This is a genomic window from Paenibacillus sp. IHBB 10380, assembly GCF_000949425.1.
Taxonomy (GTDB): Bacteria; Bacillota; Bacilli; order Paenibacillales; family Paenibacillaceae; genus Paenibacillus_AQ.
This window is the reverse complement of the sequence record NZ_CP010976.1, coordinates 2,548,486-2,568,639: the sequence shown is the minus strand read 5'-3', so window position 1 is coordinate 2,568,639 and position 20,154 is coordinate 2,548,486. Positions and strand designations below refer to the sequence as shown.

Genomic DNA, 20,154 nt, shown 5'->3' with positions numbered 1-20,154 from the left:
TTGCAGTTCAACTCTTTGGAAAAAATTAAAAACGGAGGTGAAGCATATGTTGGGTCTTAAGCATATCGAAGACATAGGGTTCCTTTCTGCTATGCAGGAGGGAATTTTATTTCACTCGATAGTAGATCATAATTTTAGGGGATATTTGGTTCAAGTAGGATTTAACATTAACAATACTATTTTTCAAATCGAATTATTCGAGCAAGCTTTTAATTTGGTAATCCAAAAATATAATATCCTAAGATCAGTATTTGTATTTGAGGAAGTTAGCAAACCCTTACGAATTACAGCAAAAGAAAAAATAGCCCAGATTCATTATGAAAACATAGCCGATCTTGAAGAGGATGAGAGAAGGCAATATATTAAAGAGTTCCAGAAAAAAGATAGGGAAAAGGGATTCGATCTTAGCAAGGATCTGCTGATGAGGCTGTCGGTGATTCAGACGGGAAAGGAAACGTACAGAGTGATCTGGAGTTACCATCACATCATCATGGATGGCTGGTGCACGGGGATCGTTCTGGGAGATTTGTTCAAGTATTACGTTCAATTGAAAAGCGGTCATCGCGTGGAGCTGGAAAAAGCGTATCCGTACAGCGATTACATCCAATGGCTGGGGGAGCAGGATCAAGAAGAGGCGCTGGAGTACTGGGAGAACTATTTGAGAGGGTACGAGCAACAGGCAAGCGTACCGGCGCAGCGGAAAGGCGAAGGAAACGGGGAGTATCGGCAAGAGGAAGTGATCGTCACCGTAGGGGAGAAGGAGAGCGGTCAATTGAACAGGATCGCCCAAACGTACCAAGTGACGATCAATACGATGATTCAGGCGATCTGGGGGATTTTGCTGCAAAGGTACAACCAAGCGAGCGACGTGGTGTTCGGTTCGGTAGTCTCGGGAAGACCTGCGGAAATTGAAGGCGTGGAGAAGATGGTGGGGTTATTCGTGAACACGATTCCCATTCGAGTGTACGCAGAGCCGGAGGAGCGATTTGCAGACCTGGTGCAAGGGATGCAGCACAGAGCGTTAGCCTCGGAGAAATACGATTACGTATCGTTAGCGGATGTGCAGGCGAAGAGCCAGGTGAAGCAAGGATTGCTGGATCACATCATGGTGTTTCAAAATTTCCCTATAGGTGAAGAGCTGAAGAATCAAACGGACGGGGACGGGGAAGGGTTAGGCTTTGAGATAGAGGGAGTCGAAGCGTTCGAGCAGACGAACTATGACTTTAACATCACGGTCATTCCGGGGAAACAGCTGACGTTTAAAATGAATTACAATGCAAAGGCGCACGATCAGGAGTTTATCCGGAGAATTGGGCAGCATGTGGAGAGAATTATCCAGCAGGTAGTGAAGCATCCGGAGCTGCGGATTCAAGAGCTTGATATCGTAACAGAAGAGGAACGGGAGCAGGTATTGGTGTCGTTTAACAAGACGGAGGCACCATACCCGAGGGAGAAGACAATTAGTGAACTGTTCGAGGAACAGGTGGAGAAAACTCCTGGGCAAGTAGCAGTGGTGTACGAAGGACAGGAGTGGACGTACGAAGAGCTGAATGCCAGGTCGAACCAAGTGGCGCGAATGCTGCGCAAGAATGGGGTAGGGACCGAAACGATCGTGGGTATCATGGTGGAACGTTCGCTGGAGATGATGGCCGGGATCTTGGGCATTCTGAAGGCAGGGGGAGCGTATTTGCCGATTGACCCGGACTATCCGTCAGAGCGGATTGCGTACATGCTGGAGGATAGCGGGACGAAGGTGCTGCTGACGCAGAAGCGGCTGACGGACCGAGTGGTGTTTGACGGAAGCATCGTGGCGTTGGATGAGGCGGGCGTATATGCAGAGGAAGAGCGCGGGAATATCGTGCGCGAGCATACGGCCGCTAGTTTGGCGTACGTGATTTATACGTCGGGGTCCACCGGGAAACCGAAAGGGGTATTGGTGGAGCATGCGAGTCTAACCAACATGTTGTCAGCGATGCAGCAACGGTATCCATTACAAGCAATCGGAGCTTATCTATTAAAGACTGCCTATACGTTTGATGTATCGATCACGGAGTTGTTCGGGTGGATACTAGGGAACGGCCAACTGGTAATAGCCAAGCAAGGCGCGGAAAAGGACTGGGCCAAACTGGAAGAGGTGATCGATCGCCATCCAATCACGCACATCAACTTCGTTCCAGCGATGTTGCAATTGGTGATGAACGACGGTGTAGAACAAGAGAAGGTTAGGAAGCTGGAGTACGTATTTGTAGCAGGAGAAGCGCTCCCTAGCGATTTGGCGAACAAGCTGAACGAATTATGGCCGGACGTCAGCGTGGAAAATATGTACGGCCCGACGGAAGCGACCATCTATGCAACGCAATATGCCCTGGGAAGGAAGGAGGGAGTCCACGTCCCTATCGGAAAGGCGCTGCCGAATACACAAGTGTATGTGCTGAGTGGAGCGAACCGGTTGCAGCCTATTGGAATCGCGGGAGAGCTGTGCATAGCCGGAGATGGGTTGGCACGAGGGTACTTGAACCGACCGGATCTGACGGAGGAGAAGTTTGTGGAGAACCCGTTTGTGGCAGGAGAGCGGATGTACCGAACGGGGGACTTGGTCAGATGGCTGCCGGACGGGAATCTGGAGTACTTGGGCCGGATTGACGAGCAGGTGAAGGTCCGTGGCTTCCGAATTGAACCAGACGAGGTGCGCCAGCAGCTCATGAAGCATGAAGCAGTGAAAGACGCGGTCGTCATAGCCCGGAAGGAAGAAGGCCAAGCGTACTTGTGCGCGTACGTGGTGACGGAAGAGGAACTGTCGGTGTCGGCATGGCGCAAGCACATGGGAGAAAGCTTGCCGGAGTATATGATTCCGTCTTACTTCGTACGTGTGGAGCAATTGCCGCTAACGCCAAACGGGAAGGTGGACCGCAAGGCGCTGCCAGCACCGGAAGGGGCGGTACACACGGGCGTGGAATACGTCGCGCCGCGAAACGACATGGAGGCGAAGCTGGCGGACATCTGGTCAGAGGTGCTCGGTTTAGAGCGCATCGGGGTCCTGGACAGCTTCTTTGACCTCGGCGGGCATTCTCTCAAAGCGCTGGTGTTGATGTCGGAAATGGAACAGGCAGGATGCCGTGTTACCTTAACGGATATTTATCACTATAAATCGATCCGAGCGCTCGCCGCTTACCTTCAATCGGCGAAGGAGCAGGAAGGCCTCATTGAAGCGAAAGAAGTTCTCGTTTCCTGGCTGCACCGCGGAACGGAGGGCGAGTATGAACTGGTCTCGTATCAAGTTAGAGATGTGTTCGGAGAAACGAAAAATATTAACGTTCTATACAGCGACGATGTGGAAAAAAATCGCGTCGAAAGCCTCGTACAAACGATGAACAGGAAGGTCGCTAAAAATCTATTGCCACACTATATCGTGCCTCTGCATCGAAGAATTGAAGTGGATCCGAACGAAACGATTGATGAAGATGTTTTCTGCCGGCGTCTCGGATTAAACGAAATAGAACTGGATGAGGCAACAGCCATTCGCGTGTGGATTAAAGATGATTACTGTCAAATGGATCGGTGGATCAAAACGGGGGAAGTGACGCAGGAATATCCGTTTGGGGCGATACAACAGATGCAAATCAAGTTCCAAACGCCTCCTAGCGTCGTTTTCTTCAAGCTGGACGAGTACGTGGATTATACGCTATTGGACCAGTCCTACGCTCAACTCGTGCAGCGCCAAGGTTTGTTGAGAAGCGTTTCCGTCCAAGGAGAGCCATGCTTTCGCTGGAAAGAATACGCCTTTCCTGCCTCCAGTCCGCCGAAGCTTTATCTGATCGACGTATCAGGCTACAATTCTTGCGGTCCGTTTATGGACATGCTGCAGGATTTCATTCACAACACCCGGTACGACGGGGAGGGCATGTTGTATCAAATGATTCTGTTAAAACGAAATCTGCGTGAGCATTATGTGATCGGACTTTTGCATCATGCTCTTTGCGACCGGGTGACAACCGAAGTCATCGAGCGGCAGATGGTCTCTTGCTACAGAAGTCTTCTGCTAAATCAAGTTCCGCCTTCTGACGAAGTGAAGCCTTTTCTTGAGTATGTCAAGCAAATTCAAAGCGGCCCGCAAGGCATCGCCGAGCAAGAATTGATTTCGGCCTTTGAACTGGAGGCATTTCACCGGAGCAAGCAGGATATTTTACGCCGGCTTGAGCATCGAACGAGTGATGAAGCCTTCTTGTTCAACGTTTCTATTCCGGCCAAAGAACCTTCCTTGGGGCTTGCGCTTTCCGTTTATACCAAGGGCCTGCAGGCTTATTTGGAGACGGATCATTTTCCCTTGCTGTTCTTATACGACGGACGAAGATATGAAGAAGCGTCATACTACAATACGGTCGGCGAATTTATTGATTTCGTGCCTCTCTTCATCGATGCGGGGTGGAATCCGGATAAAACAATGCGTTCCGTCAGAGCCCGGCTGGATCTTTTGAAGGATAAAAACCTTAATTTTATGCATCTGCTCACCGATCCTGCTTGTCGTTACGACTGGTCCAGAACCAAGAGGTTCGTACAGTTTGGGGAACAGTATGAGCATCTCGATTTGTTCATGTTTAATTATTTGGGCAATAGCGCCAAGGGGAATTTGCGGGAAAGCTACGACGATACCGTCGTGAAACAGCCGAATCCGCTGCCGATCTATTCGCTGTTTAACTGTATCGCAACAACGTACGCCGACGGGTTCATTTTCTCCCTTCGCTGTAGCTACAAGATTGACGTTGGGGAAGTAAGGATGGCTTTTCTCAAGGCAGCATGTGCAGAGGAGAACAACCCGTTGGGTTAATGTAAATATTAGTATTCCAATGCAACCGCTTTTGCTTCACAAATAAGGAATGCAACCTATTGGGGTTCACCAATGCAATCATATTAACTTCAACGGACACAATGGGCTTCTCAGATCTGGCGGAAGTTCAAATTCCCTGTCATGAGCAGAATGTACATTATACCAGCATAGGAGACTTAATTATCGTAGAAGCGGTCTACGAGACGCCCGGTGAGTATAACTATGCAATAAGATCAATGGAATCAGCACCTTTTGTAGCATTCTGGTACTTCCTCCGTTAATGTAGCTGGTTAAGGCCAGATGCCACTTTATTGCAGAGCGCCAGCAATGCAGCCGTGAAGACAGTAGGCTGGACGGGCTTAGCTCATCTATAACAATGAAGAAGAGAGCTTATATTATTCCCACTACCATGATCACAACGGGGGAAGAGAACGGTTCGGTATGGGGGTGCTCATTGCCAGGTATCTGCAAATCCAGGCTTCGGATGAGCTGGAGACAAGCCTGCTGAAATATGTCGCATATATTGAGCGTGAGCTGTTTGACGAGGAAACCGGGACAGTATATAACGATGTGGCTCGTAACAATGATATCCAGCGGCTATATAACTATTCGTGGCTGGCTATATTGTATATGGAACTATTCCATCTGTATAAGCATTCTAAATACCTGCTTAATATGTCGAAAATCATGCACGGCTTTTACAGAGACGGCGGTTACAGGTTCTATCCGATTGAGTTCCTTATGGCTGACATGGTAGGTCTCTTGAGAGAGAACGGGATGACAGATGAAGCAGATTCTCTGTTCACTCATTTCAGTCAGCATGCAGCGGCTATCTTTGAGTATGGAACCTCCCACCCGCCCAGCGAAGTGAACTATGAGCAAAGTATTGTAGCTCCTGCTGCCAATCTAATGATTCAGATGTATCGCCTTACTCTGGAAGAAAAGTATCTGACCGCCTTCCGTGAGCATTTGGGAATATTGGAATTGTTCAACGGCAGACAGCCGGACTACCATCTTAATGAAGTGGCAATCCGTCATTGGGATGGTTACTGGTTCGGCAAAAGAAGAATGCTGGGCGATACGTTCCCACATTATTGGAGTGGCTTATCAGGAAAAGTCTACCGGGAGTATGCCAAGCAGACCGGGGATCAGCGATATGATGATATGGGCGAGGCTTCCCTGCATGGTGTGCTTAGTCTCTTCCGGGGAGATGGCCTTGCATCTTGTGCCATAATTTATCCGTTCAAGGTGAATGAATATCCAAGTAAATTCAAATCTGTCATCAAGCAAAGTTTATCCGTATACCAAGCCCAGCTTTTATAGAGCTGGGCCATTTTTGAGTGCAGAACTCTTGCCGTTTGTCATCACTCCAATCAACAACTAATTTTCATCTGAATTCCTCCTTAACGTTCTGTGCTGCTGATGAGCATGATTATATCGAATTGATAGATAATATTATTCGTGAACTAGCAATTTGGAGTAATCAAAAAGCTCGTAACTTAATGTATTCTGCACCGAAGCAAACGGCTCTGGATAATATGCGTCGTCCTTGGTTAAGAGGAGATGCTCTCGCTTCAATAATGACGATTGAACAAGATGCGGATGAAATTTCAAAAGACTACTACGGGTTTACGTTGCGATGGATTATACACGCTGTTACTCAATTATTTGATCATGAAACAGAAAAGAATGTAATTCAAATTTATCAACTTCTAGAAAAACACAATGATGTTTTTCAAAAAAACAATGAAACTGGTTGGAATTATAATGTTACGACATGTGATGAGGTTTTTAATGATATTCGGCAATTTTACACACCAAAATGTTATAATAAACAGAGACAGAATATGGAAACTGATAACCTGCAAGATTTTGTGTGTTCTAGTTCGCCCTATTGTGTAATCGATGCAACAGAGTTTTTTGAGAAATATAACCAGAATACTGATTTCGAGGCACAAGTTAATGCAATATTAAAACTGAATGATATTGCCTTGAAGTTGAATAATGGTAAAATTGAAAATACATTCAATAGCCAAATAAAAGCTACTACTATTAGTGCCGATTCAGGAGGCTGGTCTCAAAGATTTGCTTCAAGAAGCAGCTAACTATTACGATGAAGGTAATCTTAAAAATGCTGTTGAAAAGCTCAAAATATATTACTCTCCTACTTTGGATAAGAAGAAATCTATAGGTAGGATCATTGATGATATGAGCGGTCAAAAAAACATTATAAAGAACTCTTTGAAAAGGAATTTCTTGAACTTACGCAAATTGGGAATAGCTTTAGAATTCGACACCATGAAACAACAAAAATAAATATTGAGGATAATAGACACTATGATTATTTTTACAAGCGATGTCTATCGCTAATCTCAGTTTCAATTCAATATTTAAATTAAGGTGGACTTAACTAGTCATAATAATGCCGGTGGTTATGGCTTGTCACAGCGAGGATTCTTTTGACCATGCATAATGCCTATAAGGGAGAAAGATTCATATTAACGAGTGAAGCCTGCTGTCATTGACTGCAGGCTTCGTTTCAACTTATTGTTTTTCCATTTTCAGATAAGTAAAACCGGTAATGAATCCGTAAACCAGATGGCCCATCAATTTCATCATAGAATCTTGTCAACTGCGGCACATAGCGCACTTATGAAAAGTACCCCTGAAAGTACGGTGCAACGATTCCATAAAGATGCGATCCCAGCGGAAAACGAGCGATTTAATGATCGCGCCTGGAAACAGGCTAAAGCGAACGGTAATTTGGTTTTAGGTGTTGACGATTTCGCTATCAAGAAAGGTCATAAATACAATACAGGCATTCATGATCTACGAGGAGAAATGATGCTCGACCTGCTTTTTGGACGTAGACTAGAAGATCTATGAGTGTATTCGAAGCAACATTCCAGTTTTCTTCATTTGAACCCTAAAGCTGTGGTGATGGATTTAGCAAAATCCTACCATACATGGATCAAAGAATGCTTTCCACAAGCTATTCGAATCGCGGATCGTTTTCATGTACATGGCTACATTATTGAAGCAAGCGTTACAGGAAGTTCGTAAAAAAATACAACGTAAGTTAGCGCCGAGAGTGAAAGCCAACTTCAAAGCAAATCACTGACTATTAAACCCGCGAGAAGAATGGCTTTCCAAAGAAAGCAGGAGCATGCTTAACGGATTATTAAACTGCTCTCCACATAGCGAAAAGTGCGGGAATGGAAAGAATCTTTCACGAAGTGGTATGACTATTCACCCGACTATAAGGTTGCTTTGCGTGGTTTCAAGCGCTGGTGTGAACAAGGCAAATCAATTGATCATGAAGCTGTAAAAAGTGCATTAATCACAATGAGCAATTGGCAAGAAGAGATCATTAATTACCATCATTGTCGTTGGACGAATGCGACGGTTGAAGGTCGACATAATCGAATTAAAGCCTACCAACGTCGGCATTATTTCACGCGAAATCGTGACCGTTATAAGGCTGGAATATTAGTTGAATGTAACCGAAAAGGGTTGAACTAAATATTCAAGCACTAATTTTGAGGTTGAGCCTAGACATCTTGTGGAATTCTAAAGCCGCCAGTATGCGGCGGTTTTTTAACTAAGCAATCTTTGTGATTGATCATTAGGAGGTATTATGAATTATCTTGTCGAAAATCTATAATAGCGAATAGGTAAAAGAATCAGAGTCAACGGTATTTGACGCGCTCCCCTTTCGAGCAGATCATGAAGCGACTTGAGAACAAAAGTGAATGGAAACATGATGAAGATACCTACTACAATATCTACAATCCGGAATTTACTATCGCGTTGGAGTATGACGAGGACAAACGAGAGTCACGAGTAGAGTACTATGCTTACGCGATTACAAATTTATCAACAATGTATCAAATGTTGAATATAAAAATATTTTGGAACGCAGCTTTACGGTTGACAGGTTGCAGTTCTTGACAGCGCTCAGTATAGTACTCTTATTCCTGAATGGGAGTTTTTCACTTTCGGAGAGAATAAATCTAATCCTGACTATGCTAAGAAGTATTTTACGAAGGATAGTCTGCGTTATAAATTAAATGAGTTCTTATATGATGAGAATAGCTTCGAACAAGAGTATGCGCGGCGGAGATTTTTCGAGGTCGTTATGTTATTTGAAGATTCGTTAGAGAAAGACTCTTTTCTTGTATATGTCCATCTTCATAAAGACGATTTTTTAGGCAGGTTGGCAGCATTAGATGGCGAGTGGTCTTGGATTGAGGCCAACACCCAACGTCAACATGAGCAAGTCGTGATCCGCTTGAAAACAGGGAAAGTCTTAAACCAGATGCTTAATGAGTTCCGACAAATTGATCGTTCAAAATAATTGTTGGTTTAAGGAACAGAGGAAGGGGCTTATTTTTGCGAAATCCTGTCTAATGACACAAAATTGTCTACATTTACTAAAGCTGAAAAGCCTGATTTACCGGTCTTTTATATTTTAGTGTAGTAAAAATTGTGTCATAAAAAAATGCACAAAGGTGGATACATTCTTGAGAGATATACGTTTTATCATCGACAGGTTCTAATCAATCCGTTTCTTTTGGCGGTTCAGCTGCTAATGGTGTCGCTGAGAGCATCGTCCTATCAAGCTGATCAGGTTAAACATGATCTCACGAAGCCATTCGAGGAGGCTATTCGAAAAACAAACGGTATCGTTAATCTTGAGACGACGTCTTATGACGGCGGATTGCTGATGAATCTGTACTATCCCATGAACTACAAAATGTCCAAAGCCGAACAGGATGTCCGGATGACTTTGAATGATGCCATTCTACCAGATAGAATAAACCAACCTACTGTCACTCGGTAACGACCAGCACTTTTCCTATTCTTAGCTATAGCCTGACAGATGGATCGGATGTTAAAGTATATGATAAAACGACTTCTTATATGCTGATATGGCTTAGAGAAGACATGCCGTTATATTTTTCGATAGAAACTGACAAAAAAGTATCCCAACATTATAATTGTTATATATATCCTATAGCGGCACTGACCAGGAGGACGGTATGCAATTTCAACCAATGTATTATGAGGGGAAATTATTTCTACCGAAGATCGAATTAAATATGACATCGAACCAATCGATTGGCATTATAACGGACTTGAAGCGAAAGCAGCTTTTAATGAATCAATTAGTGAATCATTCCGAATATTATTTATTTCAAGCTGGGCAAAACGAGTATATACGTTTAACGGTGGAAGAGCTAATCATTTTTCTAATCAAAGTAACGGAGAGGAATGAGCGTGTCGCTCTGTTACTAGATTATTTTGCTTTAAAAGAAGAACGGAAGGTAAGGATCAAGGACCTAAGCTCTTCAAAAAGGACGTATGTGACATTGCTACGCGTCTTTTTTGCGCATCAGCCTACACTTGTACTGGAGGAACCCTATTTTTACTTAGAAGAGCAAGATCGTCGTCAATTTAAACGGATACTAGATGACCTTTCGAAAGAAAAGCAAGTATTAATTTTAACTTCGAATTTAGAGGATGCCATTATTTCCTGTGATGCAATTTATCGATTGAACGAATTCGGATTTCATCAATTGGATATTCGGGACTCAGAAGAGGATAAGCAGGAAGTACAGAAACAAGATGAGGCCAATATAACCTTGCAGAAGATCTCTACAAAAAGAAATGACAAAGTGATTTTATTTAATCCGCCTGAAATCGATTTTATAGAAAGTATAGAGGGTTCGAACCTTGTTCATGTGGGTGGGGAAAATTATGACTGTGCTTTGACGCTAACCGAGCTCGAGCAGAGATTGTTAAATTTCGGGTTTTTCAGGTGTCATCGATCCTACATCGTTAACCTGCAAAAAGTAAGAGAGATTATTACATGGACGAAGAATAGCTATAGCTTACGATTAAATATAGGTAAAGATGCCGTGGTTCCGTTATCTCGTTCAAAATTGCATGAATTAAAAGCACTTCTTAACATTTAATTTCCGGGGTAATGTCGAACCAATCAAGCATTCAATGGTACCATTCAGGCGATAACAGCTACATTTCGGCGGGTTTTGAAGGCTGGAGGCATGCAATCTGTATATATTTAAGTCATCAACTCTAAGGAAGTGGTGTATATGGAAGTTATCCAAGTAGAACGTATTCGAAAGAGATTTGGAAATAAGGACGCATTAGCAGATGTGTCTTTTTCAATTCCGAAAGGGGAAATCTTTGGTTTTTTGGGTCCGAGTGGTTCAGGAAAAACAACATTAATCAAGATTTTAACGGCGCAATTAAATCCGACAAGTGGACAGGCAAGTGTATTTAACCAGCCAGCGGAGATGATGCATCAGTCTGCACAGAAGATGCGCTTTGGCATTTTGACGGATAACAGTGGTCTATATGAGAGATTATCGATTGAGGAAAATCTAGAGCTGTATCGCCAATTATATGATCTTCCTAGATCTTCGATCGATAAGGTGTTGCAGTTTGTAAACTTAAGAGGAGAGCGCAAAAAGAAAGTCAAACTCTTATCGAAAGGGATGCGTCAGCGTGTCTTGTTGGCATGCGCGATTATCCATGAGCCGGAATTATTATTTTTAGATGAACCTACTTCGGCTTTAGATCCAGTAAACTCAGCACATATTTATAAAGGCTTACGCTACTTAAATGAGAATGGGACAACGATTTTTTTAACTACGCATGATATGGCTGAGGCAGAATTGATATGTAATCGTGTAGCGATTTTGTATCAAGGACAAATCCAAACCATCGGCGCACCAAAGGAACTTAAAAAACAGCATCGAGAAAACATAATTTCTGTTGACTTAATAAATGGGGAAACACACGAGCTGCCGATCGATGAGGGAACGGCTGATCAAATAACGGATTGGATGAAACGAGGGTTGATCGATCGCTTAGAAACGAAAGAGCCAAGTCTGGGTGATATCTTTATTAAGATGACAGGAAGTGAGTTATTATGAGTATCTCATTAAAACGTGCTCGAGCGATATTTGTGAAGGATTACAAAGAGTTTTCACGCAATTATGGGATCTCCATTAGTTTGATTTTTCCAATTATACTGGCACTTCTTTTTCGAAGTGCAGGCCCTTCTTTAAATGGAGCTTTCGCTTTCGGTCTTGTTCTTAATTCTTCGTTTGTGTTATTAACGTGTTTAGTACAAGCATGCTTGATTGCGGAAGAAAAGGAGCGTAACACTTTACGATCATTAATGCTGACTCCGGCCACGGCCTTAGATGTTTTGATCGGTAAAAGTACTTTAGTCTTTGTAATGTCTGCTGTTTCTCTGGCTATTGCAACGTATTTAATTGGCTATGAGCCAGCTAGTATATGGGCGTTTGTGACAGCAATCTTTCTTACGATTATTCTATATATAGCAGTCGGGACGATATGCGCTTTATTCTCCAAGACGGTGCTTGATGCTTCATTATTCATACTTCCTGTGTCTTTAATATTCATGGGGGCGCCATGGGGGGCATTTCTAGTGGATGATTATCCGATTCTCAAAGTGCTGGATTACGCACCAAGCAGTCAACTTGTGCATTTGCTAGCCATACCAAAAATAGGTTTTACGACGGTGGATTTATTAAAACCTCTCCTCATTATTTTGGCATGGACGGTTGTATTAAGTATCGTATCTGTTGTTTTGTATCAACGGCGGTTAAAGGATGAGTAAATTTACAAAAAAGTATCTGGCTATATGCCAAATTCTGTGCTGCAGTATTCGGTAATCTATGGCGCCACCAGTATAATAAACAATTATATTAACGAAGGTGTCGTCATGTCCATCACTTCGGAGCAGTCGCCCGATAATCCGGCCCAGATCTACGAGTATTCGGCGGACGGCGTGTTCCGGAGTGCGGATGTGAATACGATGATCAGCTTCGTGACGGAGGAGAACGGCCGTACCTACTTATGGATTCGTCGATACGCTTCGTTTCCGGGTCTTGGGCAGTTGGCTATGTCAGTGTACGACGCCGAGAAGCTCCAGCCCCAAGATCTTCCGACAAAGACAAAAGAAGCATGGATGCAGCGCGACGGCAAGAAGTATTATCTGCTGAATGAGAAGTATACGTCGCTCGTTGATGTTGCCGCCCATCCAATTGAATGTGTCGAAACAATTGCCAGTCGATGATTGTGTTTGAACTTATTAAAGAGGCATTCAACTAGATGCTGTTCTTTAAACAACCACCAGTCGGTTGTCCGTTGAGTCGTCCGATTCTTCTTACTTGGAATGACGGATCGAGCTTGTTTCTCTTCCAACTTTAATGTTGCCCACAGTGACTTCAAGGCGCGAGGGATTGCCAAGATCGTCCACAACGGCCTGGATCTTGCTGGTTAAGCCTCCGCGGAATCGTCCGACGGCCTGGAATTGCTGCCCCCTTTTGCCCCCGCGCCGTGTTGATGAACACGTACGGTGGAGGCATCTAGCATGATATTTTCTTCATCAGATTCGGCTGCCAACACGTCCAACAGAGCCGAGAGGAGTCATCCACCTGTGGCTAAGTCAAGCCCGAACGGACCGCCACGGAAAGGCCAAGTGAAGTAAAGTGATGCAACCCAAAGGGTAAAGGGGAGCGGAACTCTGTTGTTTGCAGGTTGTCGTATGTTGTTTGCAAGCCATCACAACTTAACTAGTCTCCGTGCCTTAGATTATTAGACAGTTTACCCAACAACAATTGAATAAGCCCGTGTCCGAGACCTTGGAGATTTAACTGCTTTTTTGCTCGAGGTTAATCACTAAAAGTGTTGATTTTGTGTTGAACGGTTGATTAGCTGATTTGAATTGTTGACTTTCTCGTTACGGATGGATATACGGAATGGTTGCCGCCGAAAAAGCCATATGAGCTGCCAGATACGGTGTTGTTAGGTCAACTTGGCGAATACGATCTTACGATTCAAGCCATTCCTTACGTGGATTATCCGATGTTCGGCATGTCGTATGGCGTTACAGTGAAGGTTGTCAGCGGCTAAGAGCGCAAGTGTTAACGGCAACTGGTGCTGTTAATGAAGCAAAGGGAGTTTATTTTTATTCTAAATATTGCCATTGTTATAAAGTTTAATTATACTTTAGCTACTATAGAATCGCGTATTTCTACCGAGGAGGGATCAAATTCCGATGAATTTAGTCGTCAAGTTGATGCGAGAATTCAAAGACCGCGATACCCGGCATAAGCTGAAAGGCTATCGAGACAAAGCGGAGCTCATCAGGAAACGGAATTTGGAAGCTTGGGACGATCAGCGGCTGCAAGCGGAATCTCTCCGGCTGAAAAAGGAAGCAAAGTCGGGTACGCCTTTGGATGAGCTGCTTGTCGATGCCTATGCGTTAGTCTGCGAGGCAGCGAAGAGAAAGCTCGGATTACAGCCTTACGATGTCCAGATCATGGCTGCCATCGCTCTGCACGAGAGATTTTTGATCGAGCAGCATACCGGTGAAGGAAAAACGCTCTCTGCTGTTATGCCTGCTTATCTAAATGCGCTGACCGGCGAAGGCGTTCATGTGCTGACTTTTAACGATTATTTGGCAAATCGAGATGCGGAGTGGATGGGCCCGATCTATCGTTTCCTCGGGTTAACGGTAAACTCGGTTCAAGCGGGCATGAGCCTGTTCGAGAAACGGGAAGCGTACGCCAAGGATATAACCTATGTTACGGTTAAAGAGGCGGGATTTGATTATTTGCGCGACACGATCGCACTAAACGAAGCCGATACCGTGCATCGTCCTTTCCACTTCGTCATCGTCGACGAAGCGGATTCACTGCTTCTCGACGAAGCGCGGGTGCCGCTAGTCATTGCCGGTGAATCGGGCTCTTTCGGCAACGATGGCAACGACGGGATTCGTTTCGCAGAAGTGGCTCGGCAGCTACAGCAAGTAGAGCATTACGACTTCGACGAGTTCCAGCGGAACGTTTACTTGAATGAAGTGGGCTCTGCGAAAGCGGAATCGCTCCTGGGATGCGGCAATTTGTACGAAAGCCATCATAGTCATTTGTTAATGTCTTTAAATTGCGCGCTGCATGCGGAATTGTTATTGAAAAAAGACGTCGATTACATCGTCCGGGACGGTAATATCGAGCTGGTCGACGAATATACCGGCCGTGTGGCGGAGAACAGGCATTTGCCGGACGGGCTGCAGGCTGCGCTTGCGGCCAAAGAAGGGCTGCAGTCGAAAGCCGGTGGGAAAATTCTCGGGACTATCACCCTTCAACACTTCATTAGCCTGTATCCGAAGATTTGCGGAATGACGGCTACCGCGCAGACTTCCGCAATGGATTTCGAAGATATTTATGTGCTGCAGGTCGTGCAAATTCCACCGAACCGGACAAACATACGGATTGACCATCCGCACCGGATTTATACCCATAAAGAAGCCAAACTTAAGGCGCTTGTACAAGAGATCTCATCCGTCCATGCGACGGGACGTCCGATTCTCATTGGTACGTCAAGCGTCGGAGAGTCTAACATACTGGCGGAGGCGCTAGCGGTTGCTGACGTACCTTGCCATGTTCTAAATGCGAAAAACGACGCAAAAGAAGCCGAGATCATCGCCAAAGCGGGAGAAATCGGCGCCGTGACGGTGTCTACGAATATGGCGGGACGCGGCGTCGACATTCGGCTCGGCGGTGGCAACCCCACGCAAGCAGAAGTTGTCGCCAAGCTGGGCGGGTTGTACGTGATTGGTACGCATGTGAACGAAAGCGTGCGGATCGACGACCAACTGCGCGGGCGTTCTGGTCGCCAAGGCGACCCGGGAGCTTCTGTATTTTTCGTAAGCTTGGAGGACGAGTTGATGCTTCGGTTCGGCATCAATAAAGCGATTCGCAATCTTAGGCAGGATGAGGCTCTCGAAGATTCGGTGCTCCGCAGCAAAATCGCGCAAATTCAGCGTGTTATTATGGGCCAAAACTTCGATATCCGCCAGGAACTGAACTGTTATTCGGATATGGTGGAGGATCAGAGGCGTATTCTATACGAGGAGCGGCTCGGAATTTTGAAAGGCGAGAAGCCGATGAGCCCTTCGGAGCAGCGGGTACGGCTTTTTTATATCGACGAGTTCTGGGCTGACCATCTGGCATACGTTTCTTACATTCGCGAAGGCATCCACTTGGAGAGCCTTGCTAGCCGCAATCCGATCGACGAATTTCATGCGCAAATCACCCAAGCATACGAGCAAATTCCGGCTAAAATAAATAGTGAGTCGGCGAATATGCTTGTAAGGCTCGGAGGTTCGAATGATCCGGCGAAGTGGGAAAAGTTCGGTCTGAAGAGCCCTACTTCCACTCGGACTTATATTATCAACGATCAATACATCCAGAATAAGCGCAGCTCATGGACCACAACGACTGTATTTGCTTATTGGCTTCGCACGATTGCGAGGCCGATATTCAGGCTATCAAAATATTGATGCAACGTAGCTTTTTCAAGGATAATCGCGTTGCCGCCCATTGGCTGCACGAAATAACGGCTGATCTGAACTATTTCCAGAATATTTTTCCTTTTATGTAGATCATTTCTCGCAAACATTAGTTTGCTACTTCTCAACAATATCTGAATACCCACTCGACGATTACAACACTTGACTAATTAACGAAGCTATTTATTTGCCACCTTGTCCGCTTGGATTTCTTGATATTAAATCAGAATAGTAAACCGATCTCGCAGCTAAAGCTTTGGCGGCTTTTTTGCACTCATTTTGAGAGGGGGATTTATATGCCGATGGCAACAGCAACACGTGAACGACTGACTTCCTCTGTAACCACCTTGCATCATCCACTCGATTATTACTTCGGCCTCTTCCTTCGAGTGAGCAGGAGGATGAGTTTGCAAGCGGCGATATGTTGTTCAGACCACGTGATCTTAGTGAAAGATCAATTGCAGCAGACCCATTGCGATACAACTGCACATAACGTACCCTTCAATGGCTTTGACCGTTAAGCGGATGTTTTCCTTGTCCAACTCATCATTTACTTGCTCAATGGGCTGAGAGGCATCTTTCTTTAGGTAGCGATTCAGCTTCGGCATGGACTTGCTCCAGAAATGATAACTGAAACCACCTATGACCTGCTTCATCGTTCGGAAGGTACCTTCAATCTTGGAACGGTGTCCATATAGGCTGATGATATCTGTCGCTTTCAACGTGAGATCCGTGCTCACCAAGATGGAGAACCGACCGTTAATCACGATCAGCACAAAGCGCAATTCCTGATACAGCCCTTGTCCCCATAACAAATCGAGGCAGAGGAACTTAACCGTCTCCTCCTTGCCATACAATAGGACTTGGGCGGTCTGAAACTCTCCCTTCCGTTCTTGGAACAGGGATTTTAACTTGATGTTTTCTCCTTTTTTATATGGTCTGCCTCTTCCTTGAGTCGTTGAAGAAGGCTTTTCATAGGCTACAGCGTTAAGCTTGGCTTTCGTCACGATATGCATGAGGACATCTTCGGATGCATTTAACGCTTTCAGGCGGCGCACCAGTGTAGGAATTGCGAGAAAATAGCGATCCAGCAAGAGCAATGCTTTTCCAAATACCTTAGCTGCCGCGAAGCCTTGCTCAATCATCTGCACGACATGGGAATTCTGCCGTTCAGCAGGCTCACTCCAGCTGAAAATGGTCTTCACGCCGTCCTGCAGGTTCATGAACAACGGCAAGCAAAACGGCTTCACAGGTGTACCCATCAGAATGCCGACAGCACTAAACGGTAAAGGTACTGAAATTACTTCGGAATAAGTGAAGCCGAAACTAGAAAATCGTTATCTTAAGCAGCAGTTGGACGTGATAAAAAAGTACAAGGAGTTGGAAAGGAGGTGGAAGCAGAACTCGTAGTAGCTTGTATAGAGTCCTTTCGAGGTGAATGAGCATTACACAGGCTTGTGCATGGCTAGGAGTTCCACGTTCAACATACTACCGTTGGAAAGCTAGAAACAAAGACATGAATGAGTACAATATCGTGAAGAGAATACTTGAGCTATGCAATCAATATAAATTCAGATATGGATATCGGAAAATTACAGCACTACTCCGTTTAGAGCAGCAAATTAATCACAAACGGGTTCAGAGAATTATGCAACGAGAGCAATTGCAATGCCGAGTAAAAGTAAAGAAACGTAAAACAGCGGAGCAACCTGCACAGATCGCAAAAGCTAGTGACGGATATTGCAGTACCATAAAACTTCGAAAGCATTCGTACATTGATGATTTCAAAAGAGTTGTCCTCTCCATTATCTCCTCAACCTACAAAACCTTATCGCTCTACTGGTAGCGAAGAGGTCAGATCTTTCAAATATCCCGCGAATTGTAAATAATAACTCAACTTGGGAAAAAACTTCTTTACGATTAACTATTTAATACTATAAAATATACTAATTGAAATATACGAGATACATAGAGGGAAAGAGTGGGAATAGGATGAGTAACTTTTTAGCTGCAGTTAGAAAACGAACACAATCCGTAATGGGCATTGATGGTTTTTCGGTCATTTTGCTGGTAAATGTTTTTCTTGGGATCGCTTTCTCATTTGTACTACCGTTCAGCTCCATGTTCGGGATTGATGAAATCGGCATGAGCAATACGGAGTTTGGTGTGTTTATGATGGTCTCCACGCTCTTCGGCGTCGGCTTTAGCACCTATATCGGAAAGTTGTCTGACCGTGTATCTGACCGTAAGATGATTCTTGTTATTTGTGCTCTCGCTGGAGCGATCGGATATATCGGGTATGCATATTCCCGTAACTATTATGTGCTTCTCGCGATCTCTGCCACATTTTTAGGTATATCTACCTCCACCTTTTCACAAATTTTTGCTTACGGACGGGAGATATTAGTGAAGGCTAAGGTACCTGCCAAAGAGATTCCGTTTTATATGAACATACTGCGTGTTCTTTTTGCCCTATCTTGGACCGTAGGTCCTGCCATCGCGGCTTATGTTCTGCTATATTTCGGTTTCAAAGGGATGTTCCTGGTAGCAGCAGCCTGCTATATCATCGTTGTAGGTATCGTTCTGCTCTCTCTTAAAAAGACATCTAAGGAAGAAATAGCACAGCCAAAACCACCACAAGCATCGATCCCTCTGCGGCAAGTCATCTTCCAACCGTTTATATTTGTTAATTTGATCGCCTTTACACTGATTTCAACAGCGAACACGATCAGCTCGCTGAACATGGCCCAATTCGTAACGAAAGTATTGAACGGTGAAGAGAAGGATGTTGGTATCATTTTCAGTATTCCGCCTGTGTTCGAAGTTCCTTTTATGCTTGGGTTTGGCATTTTGGCGTTGCGGGTCAAGAGCGACCACCTGATTCGTCTAGGATCATTGCTCGCTTTTGCATACTTCGGCACCATCTTCTTCGCCACAGATATATGGCATATATTTCCGATTCAGGTACTTAGCGCGGCATACATTTCTATTACAAGTGGCATTGCTATTACCTACTTCCAGGACTTCATACCGGATATGCCCGGTACCGCAATGACTCTCTATTCCAATACAGGCAAAATTGGCTCCTTGCTCGGTTTCCTGCTATTTGGTTTACTATCAGATGCGTTCGGGTACCGTAACGTCTATCTATGGTGTGCGATTTTTGCTTTTATTGCTATGATAATGCTCTTCGCTTTAGTAAAAGCCAAACGAGTCCAGTTCGGATCCAGTTCGTCTGTAAGTGCATAACCCTTGTAAACAAAACAACGCGACCTGATATTGGTTGTGTTGTTTTGTTTGTGTGGTCAATAGAGAGTATAGACTGCGCTTTTTCATTTATTGGGGACTTAGCGGAGATCGAACCCAACTGGGGCGTTCCGCTCAGAGGGAGCGAAGTGGTGAGTGGTACGCACCACTATATCGCCCGAAACCCCACCGTGTGCCGCAATAGCGCAAATGTTCGGCATTCCTATAGTCATAGGTCTAATCTACAGCTATTTTGCAGTTAGAGAGGTCATGCAGGTTCTGTTCTATGATAACGGAATCTCCATATCCAAGGAAGAACAGGAACGAATCTTTGATCAATTTTTTAAAGCAGATCTTGCCAGAGATCGTCGGAAAGAGGGGAATGGATTGGGCTTATCCAGGTAAGTATCGATGGTGCTATATAGCGTGAGTCAACCACTTAAATCATGTGGAGTGCGTGGTAGTAATATATCGCGAGGGACATTGAAAGGTAAATGTTTCAACAAGGTCTGCTGAGAAAGCGGGCCTTTCTTTTATAAACGATCATGATCTACTACGTGAATTAATCTATTCAGAAGAAAATTAAGAAACGAAAGGTTGTTTGTATTTAGTATGATTGATGTGTTGGTTAATGTATTATGGATAAAAGAAAGACTACATCAATCAATAT

The 20,154-nt window shown here is 44.6% G+C and carries 16 protein-coding genes and 3 pseudogenes; 17 read left to right on the top strand and 2 right to left on the bottom strand.

The genetic code is table 11. The features are described 5' to 3' along the window. Positions 1-46: 46 nt before the first annotated feature. The 12 genes and pseudogenes from UB51_RS11065 (at position 47) to UB51_RS11015 (ending at position 12,959) form a co-directional block, all read left to right on the top strand. Positions 47-4,825 carry a non-ribosomal peptide synthetase gene (locus UB51_RS11065; RefSeq protein ID WP_082063112.1) on the top strand — a complete coding sequence of 1,593 codons (4,779 nt, stop codon included), beginning with the start codon at positions 47-49 and terminating at the stop codon, positions 4,823-4,825. Between the two features lie 59 nt (positions 4,826-4,884). Further along, positions 4,885-5,106 (top strand): hypothetical protein, encoded by a 222-nt coding sequence (locus tag UB51_RS11060; RefSeq protein ID WP_044877344.1) that lies wholly within the window; start codon positions 4,885-4,887, stop codon positions 5,104-5,106. Positions 5,107-5,266: 160 nt separating this feature from the next. After that, entirely contained in the window at positions 5,267-6,148 is an 882-nt protein-coding gene (locus UB51_RS11055; RefSeq protein ID WP_052675869.1) for a hypothetical protein, read from the top strand. Between the two features lie 374 nt (positions 6,149-6,522). Further along, a pseudogene (locus UB51_RS29710) lies at positions 6,523-7,224 on the top strand (hypothetical protein); the annotation flags it as partial. Positions 7,225-7,426: 202 nt separating this feature from the next. Continuing rightward, positions 7,427-8,347, top strand: a pseudogene (locus tag UB51_RS29705) (ISL3 family transposase); the annotation flags it as partial. 177 nt (positions 8,348-8,524) lie between these two features. After that, positions 8,525-8,776 (top strand): hypothetical protein, encoded by a 252-nt coding sequence (locus UB51_RS27790; protein WP_144407000.1) that lies wholly within the window; start codon positions 8,525-8,527, stop codon positions 8,774-8,776. A gap of 187 nt (positions 8,777-8,963) precedes the next feature. Further along, a complete protein-coding gene (locus UB51_RS11040; RefSeq protein ID WP_044877343.1) occupies positions 8,964-9,182 on the top strand; it encodes a hypothetical protein in 219 nt (72 codons plus the stop codon). 144 nt (positions 9,183-9,326) lie between these two features. Beyond that, on the top strand, positions 9,327-9,668 hold the full coding sequence (locus UB51_RS11035) for an efflux RND transporter permease subunit (RefSeq protein WP_044877342.1): 342 nt from the start codon (positions 9,327-9,329) through the stop codon (positions 9,666-9,668). A 199-nt stretch (positions 9,669-9,867) separates the two neighbouring features. Next, positions 9,868-10,803 carry a LytTR family transcriptional regulator DNA-binding domain-containing protein gene (locus UB51_RS11030; protein WP_044877341.1) on the top strand — a complete coding sequence of 312 codons (936 nt, stop codon included), beginning with the start codon at positions 9,868-9,870 and terminating at the stop codon, positions 10,801-10,803. A gap of 138 nt (positions 10,804-10,941) precedes the next feature. Beyond that, positions 10,942-11,787 (top strand): ABC transporter ATP-binding protein, encoded by an 846-nt coding sequence (locus tag UB51_RS11025; protein ID WP_044877340.1) that lies wholly within the window; start codon positions 10,942-10,944, stop codon positions 11,785-11,787. Continuing rightward, positions 11,784-12,500 (top strand): ABC transporter permease, encoded by a 717-nt coding sequence (locus UB51_RS11020; protein ID WP_044877339.1) that lies wholly within the window; start codon positions 11,784-11,786, stop codon positions 12,498-12,500. The genes UB51_RS11025 and UB51_RS11020 overlap by 4 nt, the downstream gene beginning before the upstream one ends. 105 nt (positions 12,501-12,605) lie before the next feature. Further along, positions 12,606-12,959, top strand: coding sequence for a hypothetical protein (locus UB51_RS11015; RefSeq protein ID WP_044877338.1), 354 nt, complete (start codon positions 12,606-12,608; stop codon positions 12,957-12,959). Positions 12,960-13,117: 158 nt separating this feature from the next. Here UB51_RS11015 and UB51_RS29700 read toward each other — a convergent pair. Further along, positions 13,118-13,288 (bottom strand): annotated as a pseudogene (locus UB51_RS29700) (IS5/IS1182 family transposase); the annotation flags it as partial. Between the two features lie 360 nt (positions 13,289-13,648). Between UB51_RS29700 and UB51_RS28250 the strand changes: the two are divergent. Together UB51_RS28250 and UB51_RS11010 are read left to right on the top strand one after the other, a co-directional pair. Next, entirely contained in the window at positions 13,649-13,798 is a 150-nt protein-coding gene (locus UB51_RS28250; protein WP_160297258.1) for a hypothetical protein, read from the top strand. Between the two features lie 145 nt (positions 13,799-13,943). After that, entirely contained in the window at positions 13,944-16,229 is a 2,286-nt protein-coding gene (locus tag UB51_RS11010) for a preprotein translocase subunit SecA (RefSeq protein ID WP_044877337.1), read from the top strand. A gap of 452 nt (positions 16,230-16,681) precedes the next feature. On the opposite strand, the gene UB51_RS11005 is transcribed toward UB51_RS11010, so the two are convergent. Next, positions 16,682-17,500 carry a hypothetical protein gene (locus tag UB51_RS11005; protein ID WP_144406999.1) on the bottom strand — a complete coding sequence of 273 codons (819 nt, stop codon included), beginning with the start codon at positions 17,498-17,500 and terminating at the stop codon, positions 16,682-16,684. Between the two features lie 176 nt (positions 17,501-17,676). Here UB51_RS11005 and UB51_RS11000 point away from each other — a divergent pair, with 176 nt between their 5' ends. The 3 genes from UB51_RS11000 to UB51_RS29695 all read left to right on the top strand — a co-directional run bounded on the left by UB51_RS11000 (position 17,677) and on the right by UB51_RS29695 (position 19,889). After that, on the top strand, positions 17,677-18,084 hold the full coding sequence (locus UB51_RS11000; RefSeq protein WP_052675863.1) for an IS3 family transposase: 408 nt from the start codon (positions 17,677-17,679) through the stop codon (positions 18,082-18,084). A 146-nt stretch (positions 18,085-18,230) separates the two neighbouring features. Beyond that, positions 18,231-19,487: a sugar efflux transporter gene (locus tag UB51_RS10995; RefSeq protein ID WP_044877336.1), complete on the top strand. Its 1,257-nt coding sequence runs from the start codon at positions 18,231-18,233 to the stop codon at positions 19,485-19,487. A 153-nt stretch (positions 19,488-19,640) separates the two neighbouring features. Continuing rightward, entirely contained in the window at positions 19,641-19,889 is a 249-nt protein-coding gene (locus tag UB51_RS29695; protein WP_044877335.1) for an ATP-binding protein, read from the top strand. The last annotated feature ends 265 nt before the right edge of the window (positions 19,890-20,154 follow it).

Excerpts from the sequence above, each read along its gene's own strand:
- UB51_RS11040 (WP_044877343.1), top strand. The coding sequence starts at position 8,964 with ATGTTATTTGAAGATTCGTTAGAGAAAGACTCTTTTCTTGTATATGTC.
- UB51_RS11035 (WP_044877342.1), top strand. The coding sequence starts at position 9,327 with ATGCACAAAGGTGGATACATTCTTGAGAGATATACGTTTTATCATCGA.
- UB51_RS11010 (WP_044877337.1), top strand. The coding sequence starts at position 13,944 with ATGAATTTAGTCGTCAAGTTGATGCGAGAATTCAAAGACCGCGATACC.
- UB51_RS11065 (WP_082063112.1), top strand. The coding sequence starts at position 47 with ATGTTGGGTCTTAAGCATATCGAAGACATAGGGTTCCTTTCTGCTATG.
- UB51_RS11030 (WP_044877341.1), top strand. The coding sequence starts at position 9,868 with ATGCAATTTCAACCAATGTATTATGAGGGGAAATTATTTCTACCGAAG.
- UB51_RS11000 (WP_052675863.1), top strand. The coding sequence starts at position 17,677 with ATGAGCATTACACAGGCTTGTGCATGGCTAGGAGTTCCACGTTCAACA.
- UB51_RS11005 (WP_144406999.1), bottom strand. The coding sequence starts at position 17,500 with ATGGGTACACCTGTGAAGCCGTTTTGCTTGCCGTTGTTCATGAACCTG.
- UB51_RS11025 (WP_044877340.1), top strand. The coding sequence starts at position 10,942 with ATGGAAGTTATCCAAGTAGAACGTATTCGAAAGAGATTTGGAAATAAG.
- UB51_RS10995 (WP_044877336.1), top strand. The coding sequence starts at position 18,231 with ATGAGTAACTTTTTAGCTGCAGTTAGAAAACGAACACAATCCGTAATG.
- UB51_RS11015 (WP_044877338.1), top strand. The coding sequence starts at position 12,606 with ATGTCCATCACTTCGGAGCAGTCGCCCGATAATCCGGCCCAGATCTAC.
- UB51_RS11020 (WP_044877339.1), top strand. The coding sequence starts at position 11,784 with ATGAGTATCTCATTAAAACGTGCTCGAGCGATATTTGTGAAGGATTAC.
- UB51_RS11055 (WP_052675869.1), top strand. The coding sequence starts at position 5,267 with ATGGGGGTGCTCATTGCCAGGTATCTGCAAATCCAGGCTTCGGATGAG.